Source organism: Mucilaginibacter calamicampi (assembly GCF_042676765.1).
Lineage (GTDB): Bacteria > Bacteroidota > Bacteroidia > Sphingobacteriales > Sphingobacteriaceae > Mucilaginibacter > Mucilaginibacter calamicampi.
The window spans coordinates 171196-189964 of sequence record NZ_JBHTHU010000022.1; the positions used below are offsets into that span (position 1 = coordinate 171196).

The following is an 18769-nucleotide window of genomic DNA, read 5'->3' on the forward strand; positions in this document are numbered from 1 at the left end:
GTAAAAAAACCCAAACCTATGTTGTTAACTGATTTTGAGTATATTAATGGTTCTGACGATGCCTTTAAGCGTAAAGTGTCGCTTCAAATTAAAAGGCTGAGGAGGCAAAACCAGGTGACCCAGGAGAAATTTTATGCAGACACCAATATAAATATAGCCCGTTTAGAGTCTGGCAAAATTGATATCCGTATAGAAACACTCAGAAAAGTTTGCTATTATTTTGATGTTTCATTGGCCGGTTTCTTCAGGGGTATTTATTGATATAGTCTTAAATCCTGCACACAAGTCTGTTATTGTATACAAGTGTTGTATTTTTTATACAACACCCATTGTGTTAATAACACCCTTAAAACCAAGGCGATCAATAGACATTACGGACCAGCAGACAGATTGAATTAAATTTTTTTAAAAAATACCTTGTGTAATAAAAAATGTAGGGTATATTTGCAGCCCCAACGGAGTGGTAGTTCAGCTGGTTAGAATACATGCCTGTCACGCATGGGGTCGCGGGTTCGAGTCCCGTCCATTCCGCTAAAGCCTTCAGAAATTCTGAAGGCTTTTTTGTACCGTAAAATCTCCAAAAAAAGAAAGGGAGACCGCACATGGCAGTCTCCCTTTCTTTCAAAATGCATTTTAACGTTATTTAAGCGCCTTTATCGCCTCGTCAGTTGCTGCTACTGAAGGAGTGTCGTTCTTTTGTGCACGAGCCGCTTTTATGGCTTCAAGCACGGTGATAATGTTTGGTGCTATACCTTGCGCTTTATATTGCATACCGAACGCCTTAAGTTCGCCAATAGCTTGCTGGGCATATTCAGAACTGTTCACTTTAGCTGCCATTGTACCCAGCGCGCGGGCCAGGTTATATTTCGTCTGGGCACCTGCTTCTTTATACTCCGCATAAACAAAAGGCCATTCAGCATCGCTGCCATTTGCGGCATAAACACCCAAAATAGAAGTAGTAAGTGCTCCTTTATTATCTTTTTCAAAGCCTTTAGCCAATTGGAAGCCTTGTTGTGCGTCTAACTGTGTAATGGCATTTAACGCGGCTCCCTGTACAGCGTATGATTCGCTTTTTAAAGCGTCTTTAAATATATTCATCATACCCGATGCCTTTAATTTACCTAATACAGCTATGGCACTTGCGCGCACTAATGTATTAGGGTCGGTTTGCGCAAGATTGGTAAGTATAGGTTGCGCGGCATTACGTACCTGGTCATTGGTCATGTTAAGCGCGGCAATTGCTGTTGCACGCAGGCCATAGTATTTATCATTAAGCGCTTTAATTATTATGCCTTGCGCGTCTTTGTCTCCTTGTGCCGGTGCAGCAGCCTGTATGGCCTCAAGGCGATCAAGATACAACGGCGCGTTAGCATATTGGAACGCGAATTCGCTCATGGTTCTTGTGTCTTTCTTTTCTGCCAGGATCACTTTATCGCCATCAACATTCACCAGGTCTGGTTTAACAGCCGAAGCAAAAGTTAAGGTATCAGCTTTGCTGCGCATCCATACTTTGTGGCGTGTAGTTTTGCCTCCCGCGTAAATATCAACAGCCATAGGCAAGATAAAGGCGTCGCCGGGTTGGGTTTGTGCTAAATAAACAGTTTGCGTTTTTTTAGCCTCATCCCATTTATAGCTGATGCTTAGTTGCGGGTGGCCGGCACCAAAGTACCATTGATTAAAGAACCAGTTAAGGTCTAAACCACTGGCTTCTTCCAAGGCCAATCTTAACTGATGGGCCTCGCCTGCTTTAAGGGCGTTGGCTTTAAGATAAATGTTAAGGCCTTTATAAAAAGCATCGTTACCTAAATAGTTGCGCAGCATATATAAAATACGACCGCCTTTTTGGTAGGTAACCTGGTCAAACATGTCTTCCTTATCGTCATAATTAAAGCGGACAAGCTTTTTTGTATCTCCGCCCGGCGACCTCAGATAGTTCAGCATATCCTGGTGAATATGTGCCGCACCTTCATCTTTTCCGTATTTATGCTCAGCCCATAAGGTTTCGCTAAAATCAGCAAAAGACTCGTTTACGGTAAGATTGCTCCAGCTTTCGGCGGTAACATAATCGCCAAACCATTGGTGAAACAACTCGTGCGCTATAGTGCTGGGACCCTGGCCATAATAAGTGTCAATCAGTTCGCGCTTAGTGGCCTGTACGTAGCTACCGTGTAGTGTAGCGGTAGTGTTCTCCATTGCCCCGCTAACATAGTCGCGCACAACAATCTGCGCGTATTTGTTCCATGGATAATCAACACCCAGTGTTTTTGAGTAAAACTCCATCATCTCTGGCGTGTTGCCAAAAATATCTTTCGCGTAGGGCGCGTACTTGGCTTCCAGGTAGTAATCAACCGGTTTATCGCGCCACTTGTCATGATAAATTTTAAAATCCCCTACAGCCATCATAAATAAGTAGGGCGAATGCGGCAGATCCATTTTCCAGGTATCGGTACGCGTACCGTCAGTATTGGTTTTTTGCGCTGTTAGTTTACCGTTTGAAAGCGTAACGTATTTAGCCGGAACGGTCATGCTGATCTCGTCGGTAGTTTTTTGCGATCCGCTTTCTATCGTAGGGAACCATGCTGATGAGCTTTCCGTTTCGCCTTGCGTCCAGATCTGTACCGGTTTATCTTTTTCGGTGCCATCAGGGTTTATAAAATACAAACCCTTGGCATCATTGATGGCTGCGCTCCCCTTGGCTTTTAGGTCGTTGGGTTTAGATGTGTAGTCAATGTAAATGGTATATTTCTCGTTGTTCCTGTAAACCTTGTCAAGCGTAATGGCCAGGGTAAGGCTATCGTATTTGAATTTCAGGGGAACGTTCTTTCCGTCTTTTACAATTGCCAGAGTTTTAATATCCATTCCCTTAGCATCAAGCCTTAAGGTATCTGTAGGATAAAAATGCGGCTTTAAAGTAACCCACTCCTTACCGTACATATAACGCTTTTTATAATCAAAGCGAACATCCAGTTTAGTGTGGATAAGATCATTTATTCGCGGATAAGTTGCGCGGTAAACCGTAGAGGCGGCTTCCTCCGGCTTGGCTTGCTGGGCTACTGCAGGCTGCAACAGGGCGCCAACAACAAGAACACCGGTTAATAAACCGGCAAGATTCGTTTTTTTCATGTAGTAATTGATCAGTTAATGAGCGAATTAACGGTTTTTCTGTTTAATAAATAATAAATAAGACAGCTAAATAGTTTAAATGTTACAGGCGAGTGTTCAAAATTACCTGCTAATTATCCTAAAACAAAAAAACCGGAATGAAAATCACACCGGTTTTTATAATTATATACCTTTTAAGGTAATTAATACTTAGCAATATTGATCGAAAGCATCGATAAGGTTGTCTGCTATCATTTGCGCAGGGCGGCCTTCAATTTGATGACGCTCAATAATATGTACTAGTTTGCCATCTTTAAACAAAGCCATTGCAGGTGATGACGGTGGATACGGAAGCATGTAAGCGCGGGCTTTATCAACGGCTTCTTTTTCCATACCGGCAAACACAGTAACCAATTTATCAGGATGTTTAGCATTTTGCGATGCTATGCGTGCAGCAGGGCGCGCATTAGCAGCAGCGCAGCCACAAACAGAATTAACTACTACAAATACGGTTCCTTCGCTTTCTACGGCCGTAGTAACGGCGGCAGCATCCTTTAACTCTTCAAAACCAACTTTGGTCAACTCTTCCCGCATGGGGGCTACCAAATATTCCGGGTACATCATAATCTTTTTAAAATATTTCTACAAAAATAAACAAAACGTATGCAGGTTGGCTTTAAACCTTTGAATATTAACACCCTGCTGACAATCACTACTTGCTCAGATACCTTGATTTTTCTTTATAAAGCTGTCTGAAATAAGGATCCTGAAGGTTAGGTATAAAACGTATGGCCTCACCTGTCGACTTCATTTCGGGGCCTAATTGTTTTTCTACTTCAGGGAATTTATCATAAGAGAACACCGGTTCTTTTATGGCATAACCCCAAAGCTTACGCTCAATAGTAAAGTCTTTTAGCTTGGCTACACCCAGCATAACCTTAGCGGCAATGTTAATGTAAGGTACATCATATGCCTTCGCGATGAATGGTACAGTACGAGACGCACGTGGGTTTGCCTCAATTACATATACATCGTCATTTTTTATGGCGAATTGGATGTTTAACAAACCACTAACGTTTAGCGCCTTGGCAATTTTAACGGTGTATTCTTCCATCTTTTTAACTACCCCTTCAGACAGATCAAACGGAGGTAACACAGAATAAGAGTCGCCGGAGTGGATACCAGCAGGTTCAATGTGCTCCATTAAACCAATAATGTGTACATCCTCGCCGTCGCAAATAGAGTCTGATTCGGCTTCTGCCGCGCGGTCAAGGAAGTGGTCTATCAACACACGGTTTCCCGGCAGGTTCTTTAACAAACTTACTACAGCCTTCTCCAAATCCTCGTCATTAATAACAATGCTCATGCCCTGGCCACCTAATACATAGCTTGGGCGTACCAGCACAGGGTAACCTACATGGTGCGCAACTTCCAATGCTTCTTCGGCACTTTCCGCTACACCGTATTTAGGGTAAGGGATCTCCAGTTCTTTTAACAGATCAGAGAAGCGGCCGCGATCCTCGGCAATATCCATATCATTGAATGATGTGCCGATGATCTTTATACCGTGCTGGTGCATCTTCTCGGCCATTTTCAGCGCTGTTTGGCCACCTAACTGAACAATTACACCGTAAGGTTTCTCCAGATCGATGATCTCGCGTACATGCTCCCAGAAAACCGGCTCAAAGTAGAGTTTATCAGCCATATTAAAGTCGGTTGATACTGTCTCGGGGTTACAATTAACCATGATAGCCTCAAAACCCGACTCTTTAGCCGCTAACAAGCCATGCACACAGCTGTAATCAAACTCAATACCCTGACCAATACGGTTAGGACCAGAGCCTAATACAATTATCTTTTTCTTATCAGATACGATGGATTCGTTCTCTCCCTCGTAAGTAGAATAGTAGTAAGGTGTTTTGGCAGGGAACTCCGCGGCGCAGGTATCTACCATTTTGTAAACCCGGCGTATACCCAGTTCTTTACGGCGCTGGTACACGTCCTCTTCGGTAGTGTTGTGCAGCACGTAAGCAATCTGCTGGTCCGAAAATCCTTTTTGCTTCAGTGTGAATAAGAAATCCTGCGGGATGTTACTCAATGAATAACGGCGCAGCTCATTTTCCAAGGTTACCACGTCCATTATCTGGTTCAGGAACCAGCGGTCTATCTTGGTAGCTTTACGTACAGATTCAATTGGAACGCCCAGGCTTAAGGCATCATACACATGGAACAACCTGTCCCAGCTTGGATGCTCCAAACTGTGCATTATCTCTTCCAGGTTGCGGCTTTGGCGGCCATCGGCACCTAAACCGGCGCGACCGATCTCTAAGCTCTGACAAGCCTTTTGCAGCGCCTCAATAAAGCTGCGGCCTATGCCCATTACCTCGCCTACTGATTTCATTTGCAGGCCTAACTCCCGGTTAGCGCCTTTAAATTTATCAAAGTTCCAGCGTGGTATTTTAACTATCACATAATCCAGTGTCGGCTCAAAATAAGCCGAAGTTGTTTTTGTGATCTGATTTTCTATCTCATCCAGGTTATAACCTATAGCCAGCTTGGCGGCAATTTTAGCAATTGGGTAACCTGTTGCTTTTGATGCCAGTGCTGATGAGCGCGACACACGCGGGTTGATTTCGATAGCTATAATAGCTTCATCAGCCGGGTTAACTGAGAACTGTACGTTACAACCACCTGCAAAATTGCCTATGGCACGCATCATTTTGATGGCCTGGTTGCGCATTTCCTGGTAGCAGCGGTCGCTCAACGTCATGGCCGGGGCCACGGTTATCGAGTCGCCGGTGTGGATGCCCATCGGGTCAAAGTTCTCTATCGAGCAGATGATGATAACGTTATCATTACCATCACGCAGCAGCTCCAGCTCGTATTCCTTCCAGCCTAAAACAGCTTGCTCCACCAATACTTCGTGAGTTGGCGAAGCTTCTAAACCACGACTTAAAGCCGCGTCAAAATCTTCTTTTTTATGTACAAAGCCAGCGCCTTTACCACCCAGCGTGTAGCTTGGGCGAATAACCAGCGGGAAACCAATTTCCTGCGCGGCTTCTTTACCTTCTAAAAACGAGTTGGCAATTTTTGAGGTAGCCACCCCAACACCAATATCAACCATTAGCTGGCGGAAGGCTTCGCGGTTCTCTGTTTTCTCTATCGCCGCTAAATCAACACCAACTATTTTGGTATTATACTTTTCCCAGATGCCCTGCTCTGCACAGGCAATACAAAGGTTAAGCGCGGTTTGGCCACCCATGGTAGGCAATACGGCATCAATTTGTTGCTCCTGCAATATTTTTTCAATGCTTGCGGGCTCAAGCGGCAACAGGTAAACATGGTCGGCAATAACCTTATCGGTCATGATGGTTGCCGGGTTGCTGTTGATGATGGAAACCTTAATGCCTTCGTCTTTTAGCGATAGGGCCGCTTGCGAACCGGCGTAATCAAACTCGCAGGCCTGGCCAATAATAATAGGACCCGAACCGATAATGAGGATTGATTTAATGGAGTTGTCTTTTGGCATAGTGTTTTTTTGTTGTTTTCATGGTTCATGGTTGATAGTTCATGGACCAAACTCTATGCGCCGAGGCGGGATTATTCCGACTTCAGCGTCGGGATGCAAAGATAGAAAAAATGAGGTATTGGGTGTGTTAAATTTTATATTATTATAAACGGCTGTGGAGAAGGGGTGAGCAGTACAAAAAAAAGCTATATTTTATTGCTTGCAGCGTAGCCGGTAGGGTGCTACAAAAATCCTCGTTGGTAGGAGTGTTAGATTCCTAACCGATCCACATAAGTAATGGATGGGCCACTAAAGTAATTTTCGAAGTGGGGGTAAACTTATTATAAAAAAAGGCAGCACAACCGGGTTGTGCTGCCTTTTATATAACGTACCTTTCTATTTAGAACAGGGGCTTTAAAAGCTCAAGAGCTTCGCTGCTATTTTTCTCTTCGGTAAGGTCAAATACTGATGTTGATTTGCCGTCAACATCCACATTGCTGTTTTTAACTATGGCGGTTACCACATCCGCAGTAAAGGCTTCGTTTAATTGCTTACCAAAGCTAAAGTCTGTAAATGCCTTAGCCTCGCCGGTTGAAAAGTTAGAGTTGTAGCGTTGCAGCTCTACCAGCGCCTCTATCGGGCCAGCCGATAAATGCACGCCGTTAGCGCCTTGCGATACATCAGGAAGGCCTAAGCGATCTTTATTATCAAGGAAAGCTTTACGTAAACTGCCCGCGTTGGCTTTAGTTGGGTCTGTAGCGCCAATAAAATTGCTTCTGGCGTTGCTCCAATCCGTATCGGTTGATAACGACATTACAATAATGCTTTTGCCTTTATCTGTAAACTGCTTTAACTGGCGGCCATGGAAACCATTGATCAGGTAAACAGTCTCATCGTCCAGCTTAACCTCTACCACGTAAGTACCACCAGCCAGTTTTTTGCTGCCTAAGTTCTGGCACAGATAATCAAGCGATGTCGCGGTAAACTCTGTGTATTTTGCTAAAAACTCCAGTCCGCCTAAAACCTGCGCTTCATTAACCGACTTGCCGTACAATTCCTGAAATTTCTCTTTAGCGCCTTCGCTCATATTAGCAACCGCGTTTGATGCTATCTGGTTGATAACGCCGTAGTGCTGTGCAATGATGTTAAATTGGTCCAGATATTTCGCGGTCAGCACCTTTACGTCATGCACCGCGAAGCCGAATTCATCGATCTTGGCGAAGACCAGTTTTAGTATTTCCTCTAATTTTATATTGTCGTTTTTAACAGTGATCTCGGGTTTAACAAAGAACAAAAACTCGTTCTTTTTAACCGGTATCCCGCTGTCTGAAAAAATTTCTTTGTAAAGAAACGCTTCATTTTGCGCCTCGCTTACTGTTTTTACAATAGATGGTATTAATTTATCTGCTTCAGTCATTTTTCTATCTGTTTTCGGCCGCAAAGATAGCAAAAAGAGGGGGAATTTGGGGATATTAACGCCGCAGTTTACCCGCTACTACTTCTGCGCCTACAAGGACCGCCCTCACCAAACCATTTTGACCCGCAAAGCGTATACAACCATAAGTTGTTTTGCCGGTATTTTGAGATATTTATGTAAACAGAACGAATACATTTTTTACAAGACCCTGTACTTCAGATAGATAAAAACATGATGTATACACTATTATTGTGATGAATCCGCGTATACGGCTACACCTTAGCAATGCCGCATTACCCCGCCTAACCCTCTTTATACAAACTTCTAAAATGTATGCTATATACTAATATCCTTTGTTACGTATCCATCATAAAACTCCCCTGTTCCTTTCGCGTCTATTCTGCCTACAATTACTTGCTCAGAACTTTTACTAAGTTCTATGTTTGGTCTCAAATGGTAGTGCTCCCTTGCACCTGATGGAATTTCAGTTACATTTTCCTGATTTAAATTGGCTATTTTAATTAAAAGTTTTGCTAAAGATTTCAACCCTTCGGGATCTCCATGGATTAATACTTCCCGCCACTTTTCTATTTTTCCTTCAAACTCGTCTTCGTTATCTGTAATTATAATGTCCAAATGACCTTTAATTTCATTGCCACGGAATTTAAACTTTCTCATATGTAATAACTTGATAATTGTTTGCTCAGTTATATAAAGTGCTTTTTCGCCTTGCTTAACACAGGGCCCCATTGCTAACGCACGCGTATCGCGTGTGCCCCATATGCTTACCCCGCCCAACCTTCTCTATCCAGACTTCTAAAATGTATAGCTTCGGCCAGGTGTTCCAATTTTATCTCTTCACTCCCGGCCAGGTCAGCAATGGTGCGGGCCACTTTTAAAATACGGTCGTAAGCGCGGGCGCTCAGGCCAAGTTTTTCCATGGCGCGCTTTAACAGGTTTTGCCCGGCTTCGGTTATTTTACACAGGTCGCGTACCATTTGGGGGCTCATTTGCGCGTTGGCATGCAGATCGGGCCGGTTACCAAAGCGCTCCTGTTGAATTTCTCGGGCTTTTATTACGCGTTCGCGGATGAACTCGCTCTTTTCTGCCAGCCGCTCTGACGCCAGCTCATTAAAGTTTACAGGGGTTACTTCTACATGCAGGTCTATTCTATCCAACAGAGGTCCGCTTATCTTACTCAGATATTTCTGCACCATCCCCGGCGGACAAATGCAGTCCTTCTCCGGGTGGTTATAATATCCGCATGGGCATGGGTTCATACTGGCCACCAACATAAAGCTGCTGGGGTAATCTACGGTAAACTTGGCGCGGGATATGGTTACCCTGCGCTCTTCCAGCGGCTGGCGCATTACTTCTAAAGCACTGCGTTTAAACTCCGGCAACTCGTCCAAAAACAACACCCCGTTATGGGCCAGCGAGATCTCACCCGGTTGCGGATTGCCGCCGCCGCCAACCAAAGCAACATCGCTTATGGTGTGGTGCGGCGACCGGAACGGCCTTACCGTAACCAACGCGTCCGCAGCCGCTAATTTACCGGCCACAGAATGGATCTTGGTAGTTTCTAAAGCCTCGTGCAAACTTAACGGCGGTAGTATAGAGGGCAGCCTACGCGCCAGCATGGTTTTACCCGCGCCCGGCGGACCGATCAATATTACATTGTGACCTCCTGCGGCGGCTATCTCCAGCGCGCGTTTAATATTTTCCTGTCCTTTAACCTCACTAAAGTCGCTATCGTAATTGCAAAGGCTATTGTAAAACTCCTCGCGTGTGTTAACTACTTCGGGTGCTAGCTGCAAGTCGCCATTTAAAAACCCGGTTACATCACAAAGATTTTCAACCCCATAAACTTCCAGATCGCTTACAATAGCCGCTTCGCGAGCGTTTTGCTTGGGTAAAATAAGCCCCTTAAATCCTTCCTTACGGGCCTGTATAGCTATGGGTAGAGCTCCCTTAATTGGCTGTAGGCCTCCATCCAGCGAAAGTTCGCCCATTATTATATACTTGTCCAGGTCTTCGCCAACAATCTGGCCTGAACCTGCCAATATCCCTATAGCGATTGGAAGATCATAGGCAGACCCTTCCTTGCGTATATCCGCAGGTGCCATGTTGACAATTATTTTTTGCCTGGGCATGCGTAATGCGTTGGTTTGCAATGCTGATTCTACGCGCTGCATAGATTCGCGTACGGCGTTATCCGGTAAGCCCACAATCAAATAAAACGGCTTGCTGCCCCCGCTAATATTTACTTCAACTGTTATGGTGATGGCTTCGATGCCATAAACGGCGCTGCCAAATGTTTTAACTAACACGTGTAATAAAGTTTATTTACAGCGAAAGATAAACATTTTAGCAATAACCACCCTACCAACAACTGAAACCGTTATTTCTTTACGCGGTAGGTGGCATCTGCCATAATAATTTCGGCCAGGGTATTAACATTCGGGTCAAATGTAATTTCGTTAATAGGTAGCTGTACCTTAAATGTGGTAAGTCTGTTTTTTATATTAACGGTAAACGACTGTTTGTTTATTATGTATTCCAAAGGCATCTCATACAAAACCGGTTGTTGCTGTTCTACCTTCACCACAATTTTGCCTTTTTCTGTTGAGGTATCATACGATATTTTTAGCACCGGATGTCCCGCTGTTTTGAGCCACTGCTTAAAAAAGACGGCCAGTTCCTTCCCGCTCGCTTTTTCCATTACTTTTCTAAAGTCGTCGGTATTGGCATTCTTGCCATTGTATAGTGCATAGTATTGTTTAATGCCTTTCCAAAAAACCTCATCGCCCAGCTTGCGGCGTAACATGTGCAGTACCCAGCTGCCTTTTTCGTAACTGTTGGCGTTAAGCAAAGGCATGTAGTTATCTTTTACGGTGCTGTCAACAACAGGGGTAAACCTGTCTTTTTCAAAGGCTGTTACTTTTATGCGGTCGGCAATAAGGCGTTTTTTTAATGTGTCAATGCCATACTTATTTTCCAGATAGTAATGCGTTAAATAGGTAGCAAAGCCCTCGCTTAACCACAAATTATAAAAGTTCTTTTCGCTGGCCGCATCGCCGAACCATTGGTGCGCAATCTCATGCGCCATTAATGATTCTATGTCCCTGCTACCGGGCGAGTCTTCAAAATAAAATATAGCCCCGGCGTTCTCCATACCGCCAAATATGGTTTTAGACTGCACATTGGCCAGTTTTTTATAAGCATACGGACCAATTTTGTTGATAAAGAAAGGCAAGATCTCTTTAGCGTAAGCATAGCTTTTAAACCCTTTAACAGAGTCCTGCGGAAAAACATAGTTGTAAACAGGTAGGCCATTTATATTAGCCGATTGCTGAATAGCAAAATCAGCCACGCCTATTACCATTATTTTGGTGGATAGTTGCGCAGTTTCTCGCCAGTGGGTTTGTTTTTTATTTTGAGGAAGGGGCGTCTCGTTTACCTTCAATCCGTTAGCTATAACATCATAATGGGCCGGGGCTGATACCACAAAATCAACAGAAGCCTTATCAGCAGGATGGTCAACGCTAACCAGCCAGTTATGAGCCCTGTTTGGCCAGTTATCGCCAAAAAAGGTGCGCTTGCCGTATTTGTTGGTAGATATGATCAGGCCATCGGCCGGAATACCGCTATAGTTTATTGAATAAGTGTGGGTACTGCCCGCCACCCCTGCCGCGCTTATTGAAACGTTATCTGCGTTTTGCAAAAAGTTAATAGCCTTTCCGTTTTCGGTTACAGAAGTAACCAGCATGCCTTTGCCTGCTGCATTCTTTTTTACAAGATCGAGATTAAATGATTTTGCGTTTTTAATAAATTTCAGGGCAACTTTTGCTTTGCAGGCGATGGTGTTATCGTTGTCGTTAAGGTCTATGTTGAAAATGTAGTGTTGAACATCAATAGTTGCGCCGGGGGGCTGGGCGAGGGTGCAATTAACTGTTAATACGAAAAGCAAGAAAGCGGTATAACAAACATTTTTCATGTCATAAACTATTTTACATACTTCTTAAAATCAGAATAATAATTGTCTACTGTTTGCTTTTTTATTTTTGGCCAATCTTTTTGTGGCAAACTTAATTCACGATTTTTTGAGTTGCCATTTAAGCTTTTTGACATAGCATCAATGCCGTGAAGGTTTATCCATCGATTATCATACAACTCTTCGTTATTCTGAACAAACGTTACAACTTTTTCTATGGTAGCTTTTAATTGATCTATATGTTTGAAGGCATACTGATTTATTTCCGGACCAAAATCATTGTTCAAAATGGTAACCGCTTGTCGGGCTGTTGCATCTGCACACCTGTTAGCATCATATCTACCCCGCAACTGCGCTAAATAAAACCAATACATTGACTCATCATACTTTTTATTCTTAAAAAGCATGGCACTTAATACATACAAAACTGGTGGAGAGTATTTGTTAGGGTTTTGGCTAACAGTCAACACTGCACTTTTCCATGACAAGCTGTCTGTAAGCTTTTCAATCATTTTGCTTTGTTCTGTTACTGCAATTTCCTTGTATATGCCTACCGGAGCAACTTCAATATTTTGTTGCGCATAAGCACTAAAGCTTATTAACAACAAGATAATTGCCCTTGAAATTATTTTATTCATTAAAAGTGAAGATAAGGATTATAAAAAAACACTTTATAAAAAAAGCCGCTTTACGCGGCTCATTATTTTCTTTACATCTTAGGCATTCTCTTCATCATGCTCGCCATAGCGGCCGGATTACTCATTTGCTTCATCACCTTGCGCATATCTTCAAACTGCTTTATCAACCGGTTAACCTCTTCCATCTTGGTGCCTGAGCCAGCGGCTATGCGGTTACGGCGGCTTTGGTTAATGGTATCAGGGTTGGCTTTTTCATGCGGGGTCATTGATTGTATAATCGCTTCCACATTTTTAAAAGCGTCGTCGCCAATTTCCACATCCTTCATCATTTTACCTACGCCCGGTATCATGCCCATCAGATCCTTCATGTTACCCATTTTTTTGATCTGCTGTATCTGGCTGTAAAAATCGTTAAAGTCAAACTTGTTCTTACGGATCTTCTTTTGCAGCTCGGCGGCTTCCTTCTCGTCAAACTGCTGCTGGGCGCGCTCTACTAATGATACCACGTCGCCCATGCCCAAAATACGCGAGGCCATACGGTCCGGGTGGAAAACATCAATAGCTTCCATCTTCTCGCCGGTACCAATAAATTTGATGGGCTTGTTTACTACCGATTTAATAGATAACGCGGCACCCCCACGGGTATCACCATCTAATTTGGTTAGCACCACGCCGGTAAAGTCCAACCTGTCGTTAAACACCTTAGCGGTATTCACAGCATCCTGACCGGTCATGGAGTCAACCACAAACAATATTTCCTGCGGATTTACAGCGGCTTTAACCTGCTCTATTTCCACCATCAACGCCTCGTCAATAGACAAACGACCGGCAGTGTCGATAATTACCACATTGTAGCCATGCTGCTTAGCATAAGCCACGCCTTCTTTCGCTATCGCTATAGGATCCGTGCTTTCGCGGTTGGCATAAACGGCCGCGCCAATCTGTCCGGCTAAAACCTCCAGTTGGTCAATAGCCGCAGGGCGGTAAATATCATCGGCCACTAAAAGCGGCTTCTTGTTTTTTTGTGTTTTAAGATAGTTAGCCAGCTTACCGGTAAACGTGGTTTTACCCGCGCCGTTCAAACCTGCTATCAAAATAACTGTTGGCGATGCCTTAAGCTCTAACTCGGCGGTTGTGCCGCCCATCAGCTCGGCCAGCTCATCGTTCATCAGCTTGGTCAGTAACTGTCCAGGCGATATGGCGGTCAATACATTATTGCCCAGCGCTTTTTGCTTTACATCATCAGTAAAGGCTTTTGCTGTTTTATAGTTAACGTCGGCATCCAGAAGGGCTTTGCGTATTTCCTTCATGGTCTCGGCCACGTTTATTTCTGTAATAGTTCCCTGCCCTTTAAGTACCTTAAAGGCTCTGTCCAGCTTATCCGAAAGATTTTCAAACATTATTATTATCCCAGTTTTGAGGATACAAAGGTATGATTTCGAAATATATCCGTTAAATTAATTACACCTAATATTACGCTTACCCCAACCCGCAAAAAAAAGGTCCGCTTTTTTATACTTGGTATTAATATATCGCGCTGCTGAGGTCAGCAGATCAGCTTGTACCCTTGTCCGCGTATGTTAAGTATGTTTACAGATGGGTCTGCCTTTAAATAGTGTCTTAATTTTGTAATGAAAACGTCCAGGCTTCGCCCGCTAAAATAGTCGTCGTTACCCCATAGGGTAATCAATAATTCGTTACGGCTTAATACACGATTACTGTTTAAAATAAGCATATGCAGTATCTCGGCTTCGCGGGTGGTTAAAATCTTTTCGTTACCCATCATTTGCAACACCCCTTTTGGGTATTTAAAAGAAAACTGACCCAGCGCAATGTTATTAGCATCCGGCTGCTTAATTATCAAGCGCCCCTTGCTTAATAATGCCCTTATGCGTACAATAAGTTCTTCTAAACTAAACGGCTTTTTTAAATAATCGTTGCCGCCGCTTTCAAACCCATCCACCACATCCTGCGGTAATGATTTTGATGTAAGGAAAATAATAGGCAGTTCTGTATCTAAATTCCGTATCTGCCGGGCCAAGTCAAAGCCGCTGCCATCCGGTAGCATTACATCCAGCACAATTATTGCCGGGCTCTCGTCATAGTAGCGCTTAAGCCCTTCTGCCAGGGTAGCCGCATGTAACACACTAAACCCGCGCGACTGTAAACTCTCCAACACAATTTCGGCAAGCACCGGTTCATCCTCTATTAATAAAACCTTTTGAATGCTCATACCGGCCATGCTAAAGTTAAGGTGGTGCCTTTGCCGGGCATGCTGGCTATACTGCACCAGCCGCCGTGCCGCTCAATAATATTTTTAACATAGCTAAGCCCTAATCCGTGCCCCTTCACCAGGTGCTTGTTGCCTGACGGCACCCTGTAAAATTTTTCAAATACCAAGGGCAGGTTGTTGGCTTCTATGCCTATGCCATTATCTGTTATCGTCAACAACCAAAAATTGTTTTTAAGGTGGGTTTGAATATTAATGGTAACATCATTGCCGGCATATTTAACAGCGTTATCAATTACGTTGTTTATGGCGTGCTCAAAATATAGCTTGTCGGCTTGTATGTTACTTGTGCCCGCATTATTGTTATAGGTCCAGCTAACTGTTTTGCCCGGCTGGGCCGCAAACTGTTCCATTATTTTTTGGATGGCGTCGTCCGCGTCAATGTTTTCCGGCTTTATATCAAACTGCTTGCTATCATATAACGAGCTGCTTAGCACTTTATCAACCAATAGTGAGAGTTTTGCTAACTCATTTTTTGAGTGCGACAAGTACCGTTGTGTTTTATCTGCATCCTTCAGCACATCAAAATTGGTTAACGCCTCAATTGCCGCTGATGCCGTCGCTATCGGGGTTTTAAATTCGTGCGTAATGTTGCTAATGAAATCATTTTTTATTGCAGACAAGCGCTTCTCTTTTATCAGCATCCGCATCAGGCCTATCAAACTAAAGGCAACAACGCCAATGATGATCAGCGAGGCTGCAAATATTAACCCCATCCGTGAAACAACGTAACTGAAGGGGTTTGTAAACATTGCTCTTACATACTGCTGCCCCGGCTTTTGCGTATACGTTGGATACGCCTTAGTGATAATGGGATAGGCTGTTGTTTGCTTACTATTAAAACCACGGTTTAATGTACTGTCTTGCCTGCGAAAATAAAATTTATACGGAACGCGGATATTCCTTTCAGCCAGGTAACGGTTAAGCACCGGCCTTAAACGGCTTGTGTCAAAATCATATTTTTTTACACTGCTATCTACAAAATTACCCAGGTTTTGCGTGCGATAATAAACCATATGGTTTTCCAGATCTTCAGTGCGCATATTGTAAGCAAACTTACGCGCTATCATTCGTTTCAAAACAGTATCTCCGGGCAACAGCGGTGTAGAAATTCCATTAAAGCTGAATGATGATGATATAAATTTGTCCTTCAAATTATGCGCGTTACTTATTGTGTACATAAGCCTTTGGTGTCTGTTGCTGTATTCGCTGCTTATTTTAAACTCGGTGGTATCCATAAGGCGCTGTTCTATCAACGCTTGTATGGTATCGCAACGCAGGCTAAATTCTTTTTTTAAAGCATCTTCAAAAGCCAGGTTCACTTCTTTCTCAAAATCGTTTTGGTTTACCTTGTAGTACTTTGTTATCCAATAAAACTGCAACAGCAATACCAGGGTCAAAGCTATGGCACACCCGAAAATTACATAGCGGATATTTTTTTGCATAACCAAATGTAGATGTTCCGGTTTGAATGCCCTATCCCGTTAACATAATATAACCTAAGTTAACCCAGCCGTTAACACCTATTTATTTTTGATATTCCCAGTTTTGAGCCATCAAATAAATTCACATGAAAAAGAACCTTCTTTTATTTTTAATGCTGATAACATCTGCAGCATTTGCACAGCTACCGGTTATTAAAACCGGCGATACTTTCCCGGATATGGTCATCAGGCCTGTAGTTAACGCCCCCTCCCCTAAAATTAATATTAAAAATTTAAACGGGGCAAAACTATACATCCTTAACTTTTGGGGTACCTGGTGCAGCCCATGCATTCCCGAAATGGATGCATTGGCCAAACTACAGAAGGCCAATATGCGCACCCTACAGGTTATAGCCATATCCGATGATTCGCCCGCCCGGCTAAAAAAATATCTGGCTACGAAACCATCGGCTATATGGCTGGCGAGTGATACCGGTGTTTTTTTATACCGTGCTTTTGGGCTTTCGTCTGTGGGGCAAAGCGCCATTGTTAACAGCAAACACCAGGTGGTAGCATTGGTAAAAACGCATGCTATCAATCAGCAAATGATAAACGCGCTGCTGGCAGGAAAAAAAATCCGCTCAGATGCAGAAACAAAGGAGCTACCCGTATCAAACATAAAAGATGCTTTTGGGGTGGACAGCACTATGACGGAAAGCGTAACCCTGCGCGGTTATATGAAAGGAGAACGAAGCCGGGGATTTCATTCTCCCCTTTCGCGCAGGGTAAGCTATTATAATGTTTGTTCAGATATCCTTTATAAAGATGCTTTTGCTATAAACTCGCCTAAGCAGATAAGATATGAACTGGATGAAAAAGAGGCTTGCGATTTCAACAATAAGGCATCGTTATATTGCTTTGACCTTTTGGTCAAGCCAGAAGAAGCAGATAGTCTGTACAGCATTATGCAAAAGAAACTACTGGCCCTGCTGCCCATAAAAGCTAAAATTATTGAACAAATGATGCCGGTTTATGTGCTTAAAAAAAGCTTCGCAGAATTTAAGCCCAAGTTATCGCAATCAAAAATCCCTTCTCCAGCCTTTAGCGGGCGCGGGTTTGACGGCACCGGGGTTACATTTGGGATGTTTGCTGATAAGTATTTAAACAATGAGCTGGACCGGCCTGTAGTTGATGAAACGGGTTTAGATGGGCGCTATGATATAAAGACAACCGTTGACATACGTACGCTTGATAATATCGTCAAATCAGTAACAGACCTTGGCCTTTCCCTTGAAAAAGCGGAACGTAAAATGAAGGTGCTGGTTTTTTATAAATAGTTTTACGGGAACCTGTAAATGATGCCCAGCGCCATTCCCTCGGTACCCTGCACCTGGTTTGATGTAGTTTTATCGTACAAAAACGTGCCGTTAATGGTCAGGCTCATCAGTTTATTGATCTTGGCGGTTAACAGGGCGTCAACACGGTGGGTTATAAAATCAATTCGTTTTTCGTAGGGTATAAACAAGGCGTACCTGGCATTGAGGTGCACGTTGGTAAAAATGTCTTTATCCAACTGAGTAACTACCTGAAATGCAAGGTCGTTCTTAAAGGTCTTACCAATAGGCACCCCGTAATTAGCCGGATTGTTGCGATAAATATCCGTATTCAACACAAATGTTTGCCGGGCGGTACCGGTACCAAAGCGCATAGAGAACCACTTTTCGGGCTTAAACTCAAAACCTATTGATTCTGTAAAATAGCCGGGAGCCATAAAGTTTGACAGTAACAACGGTTTATCTAACACCTGCCCTGCACTGTTGGTATACTGGTAACCCCTGTCAAACTGCGACTCAAAACTCAAGGCCCCGAAAAAGAACCAATGTTCTGATAGTTTGGTAGCTATTTTATTGTCGATAAAGATTCGGTCGTTGGTTTTGCGCGACCCCTGGCCCTTGTTTTTTGAAATGCCATATAAAAAATTGATTTCTGCCGTGTAATTGAACGGATCTTTTTTATACTCTGTGCGGTATATAAAGTTGGAGTTAAGGGCAATTGCACTTACACCCCCTGCGCTATAATTACTTGTAAATGCCGACTGGCTAAAGTTTACGCCAATGGTAATAGATTTACGCCAATAATTAAGCTCATAATCGGGCATTACAACAGGTATAGCCACAGGCCTTATCTGCGGAAGCCGCGTTCTCACCGGGATGGCATTACGCCTCGGCGCAATACGATACCTGTTTAACAATGCGGTATCAATTGTGCTGTTATTGCTCCGGGCCGTGTCCGGATTTTGTGCAGACGCGGCCGCAAATAACAGCATGCATCCACAAAAAAGTAGGTGGAATAGTTTTCCTGACATCACCCACAAATAAAGGTTTTTTTTCGCGTTT

Annotated in this window: 14 protein-coding genes and 1 tRNA gene; 3 read left to right on the top strand and 12 right to left on the bottom strand. The window is 43.5% G+C overall.

From position 1 onward, the window contains the following. Positions 1-18 precede the first annotated feature (18 nt). Together ACFQZS_RS18265 and ACFQZS_RS18270 are read left to right on the top strand one after the other, a co-directional pair. Positions 19-261 carry a helix-turn-helix domain-containing protein gene (locus tag ACFQZS_RS18265; RefSeq protein ID WP_377102446.1) on the top strand — a complete coding sequence of 81 codons (243 nt, stop codon included), beginning with the start codon at positions 19-21 and terminating at the stop codon, positions 259-261. A gap of 196 nt (positions 262-457) precedes the next feature. After that, a tRNA-Asp gene (locus tag ACFQZS_RS18270) sits at positions 458-531 on the top strand. 108 nt (positions 532-639) lie between these two features. Here the strand turns inward: ACFQZS_RS18270 and ACFQZS_RS18275 are convergent. From ACFQZS_RS18275 to ACFQZS_RS18325, 11 genes are all read right to left on the bottom strand, one after another. Further along, on the bottom strand, positions 640-3123 hold the full coding sequence (locus ACFQZS_RS18275) for a M1 family aminopeptidase (protein ID WP_377102448.1): 2484 nt from the start codon (positions 3121-3123) through the stop codon (positions 640-642). 189 nt (positions 3124-3312) lie between these two features. Next, positions 3313-3723, bottom strand: coding sequence for a BrxA/BrxB family bacilliredoxin (locus ACFQZS_RS18280; RefSeq protein ID WP_377102712.1), 411 nt, complete (start codon positions 3721-3723; stop codon positions 3313-3315). A 91-nt stretch (positions 3724-3814) separates the two neighbouring features. Beyond that, positions 3815-6631 carry a carbamoyl-phosphate synthase large subunit gene (gene carB, locus ACFQZS_RS18285; RefSeq protein WP_377102449.1) on the bottom strand — a complete coding sequence of 939 codons (2817 nt, stop codon included), beginning with the start codon at positions 6629-6631 and terminating at the stop codon, positions 3815-3817. A gap of 379 nt (positions 6632-7010) precedes the next feature. After that, positions 7011-8027, bottom strand: coding sequence for a hypothetical protein (locus ACFQZS_RS18290; RefSeq protein ID WP_377102450.1), 1017 nt, complete (start codon positions 8025-8027; stop codon positions 7011-7013). A gap of 336 nt (positions 8028-8363) precedes the next feature. Beyond that, positions 8364-8705 (bottom strand): Imm32 family immunity protein, encoded by a 342-nt coding sequence (locus tag ACFQZS_RS18295; protein ID WP_377102451.1) that lies wholly within the window; start codon positions 8703-8705, stop codon positions 8364-8366. Between the two features lie 107 nt (positions 8706-8812). Continuing rightward, a complete protein-coding gene (locus ACFQZS_RS18300) occupies positions 8813-10357 on the bottom strand; it encodes a YifB family Mg chelatase-like AAA ATPase (protein ID WP_377102452.1) in 1545 nt (514 codons plus the stop codon). 71 nt (positions 10358-10428) lie between these two features. After that, the gene (locus ACFQZS_RS18305) at positions 10429-12024 is read right to left on the bottom strand and encodes a M1 family metallopeptidase (RefSeq protein ID WP_377102453.1); all 1596 of its coding nucleotides are present in this window, start codon (positions 12022-12024) and stop codon (positions 10429-10431) included. Between the two features lie 8 nt (positions 12025-12032). Further along, on the bottom strand, positions 12033-12659 hold the full coding sequence (locus ACFQZS_RS18310; protein WP_377102454.1) for a hypothetical protein: 627 nt from the start codon (positions 12657-12659) through the stop codon (positions 12033-12035). Positions 12660-12730: 71 nt separating this feature from the next. Beyond that, positions 12731-14059: a signal recognition particle protein gene (ffh, locus tag ACFQZS_RS18315; RefSeq protein WP_377102455.1), complete on the bottom strand. Its 1329-nt coding sequence runs from the start codon at positions 14057-14059 to the stop codon at positions 12731-12733. 146 nt (positions 14060-14205) lie between these two features. After that, on the bottom strand, positions 14206-14892 hold the full coding sequence (locus ACFQZS_RS18320; RefSeq protein ID WP_377102456.1) for a response regulator transcription factor: 687 nt from the start codon (positions 14890-14892) through the stop codon (positions 14206-14208). After that, positions 14889-16394: a sensor histidine kinase gene (locus ACFQZS_RS18325; RefSeq protein WP_377102457.1), complete on the bottom strand. Its 1506-nt coding sequence runs from the start codon at positions 16392-16394 to the stop codon at positions 14889-14891. The genes ACFQZS_RS18320 and ACFQZS_RS18325 overlap by 4 nt, the downstream gene beginning before the upstream one ends. 125 nt (positions 16395-16519) lie before the next feature. Between ACFQZS_RS18325 and ACFQZS_RS18330 the strand changes: the two genes are divergently transcribed. Further along, a complete protein-coding gene (locus tag ACFQZS_RS18330) occupies positions 16520-17710 on the top strand; it encodes a redoxin domain-containing protein (protein ID WP_377102458.1) in 1191 nt (396 codons plus the stop codon). Between the two features lie 2 nt (positions 17711-17712). Here ACFQZS_RS18330 and ACFQZS_RS18335 read toward each other — a convergent pair whose 3' ends face one another. After that, positions 17713-18699, bottom strand: coding sequence for a DUF3078 domain-containing protein (locus ACFQZS_RS18335; protein ID WP_377102459.1), 987 nt, complete (start codon positions 18697-18699; stop codon positions 17713-17715). Between the last annotated feature and the right edge of the window lie 70 nt (positions 18700-18769).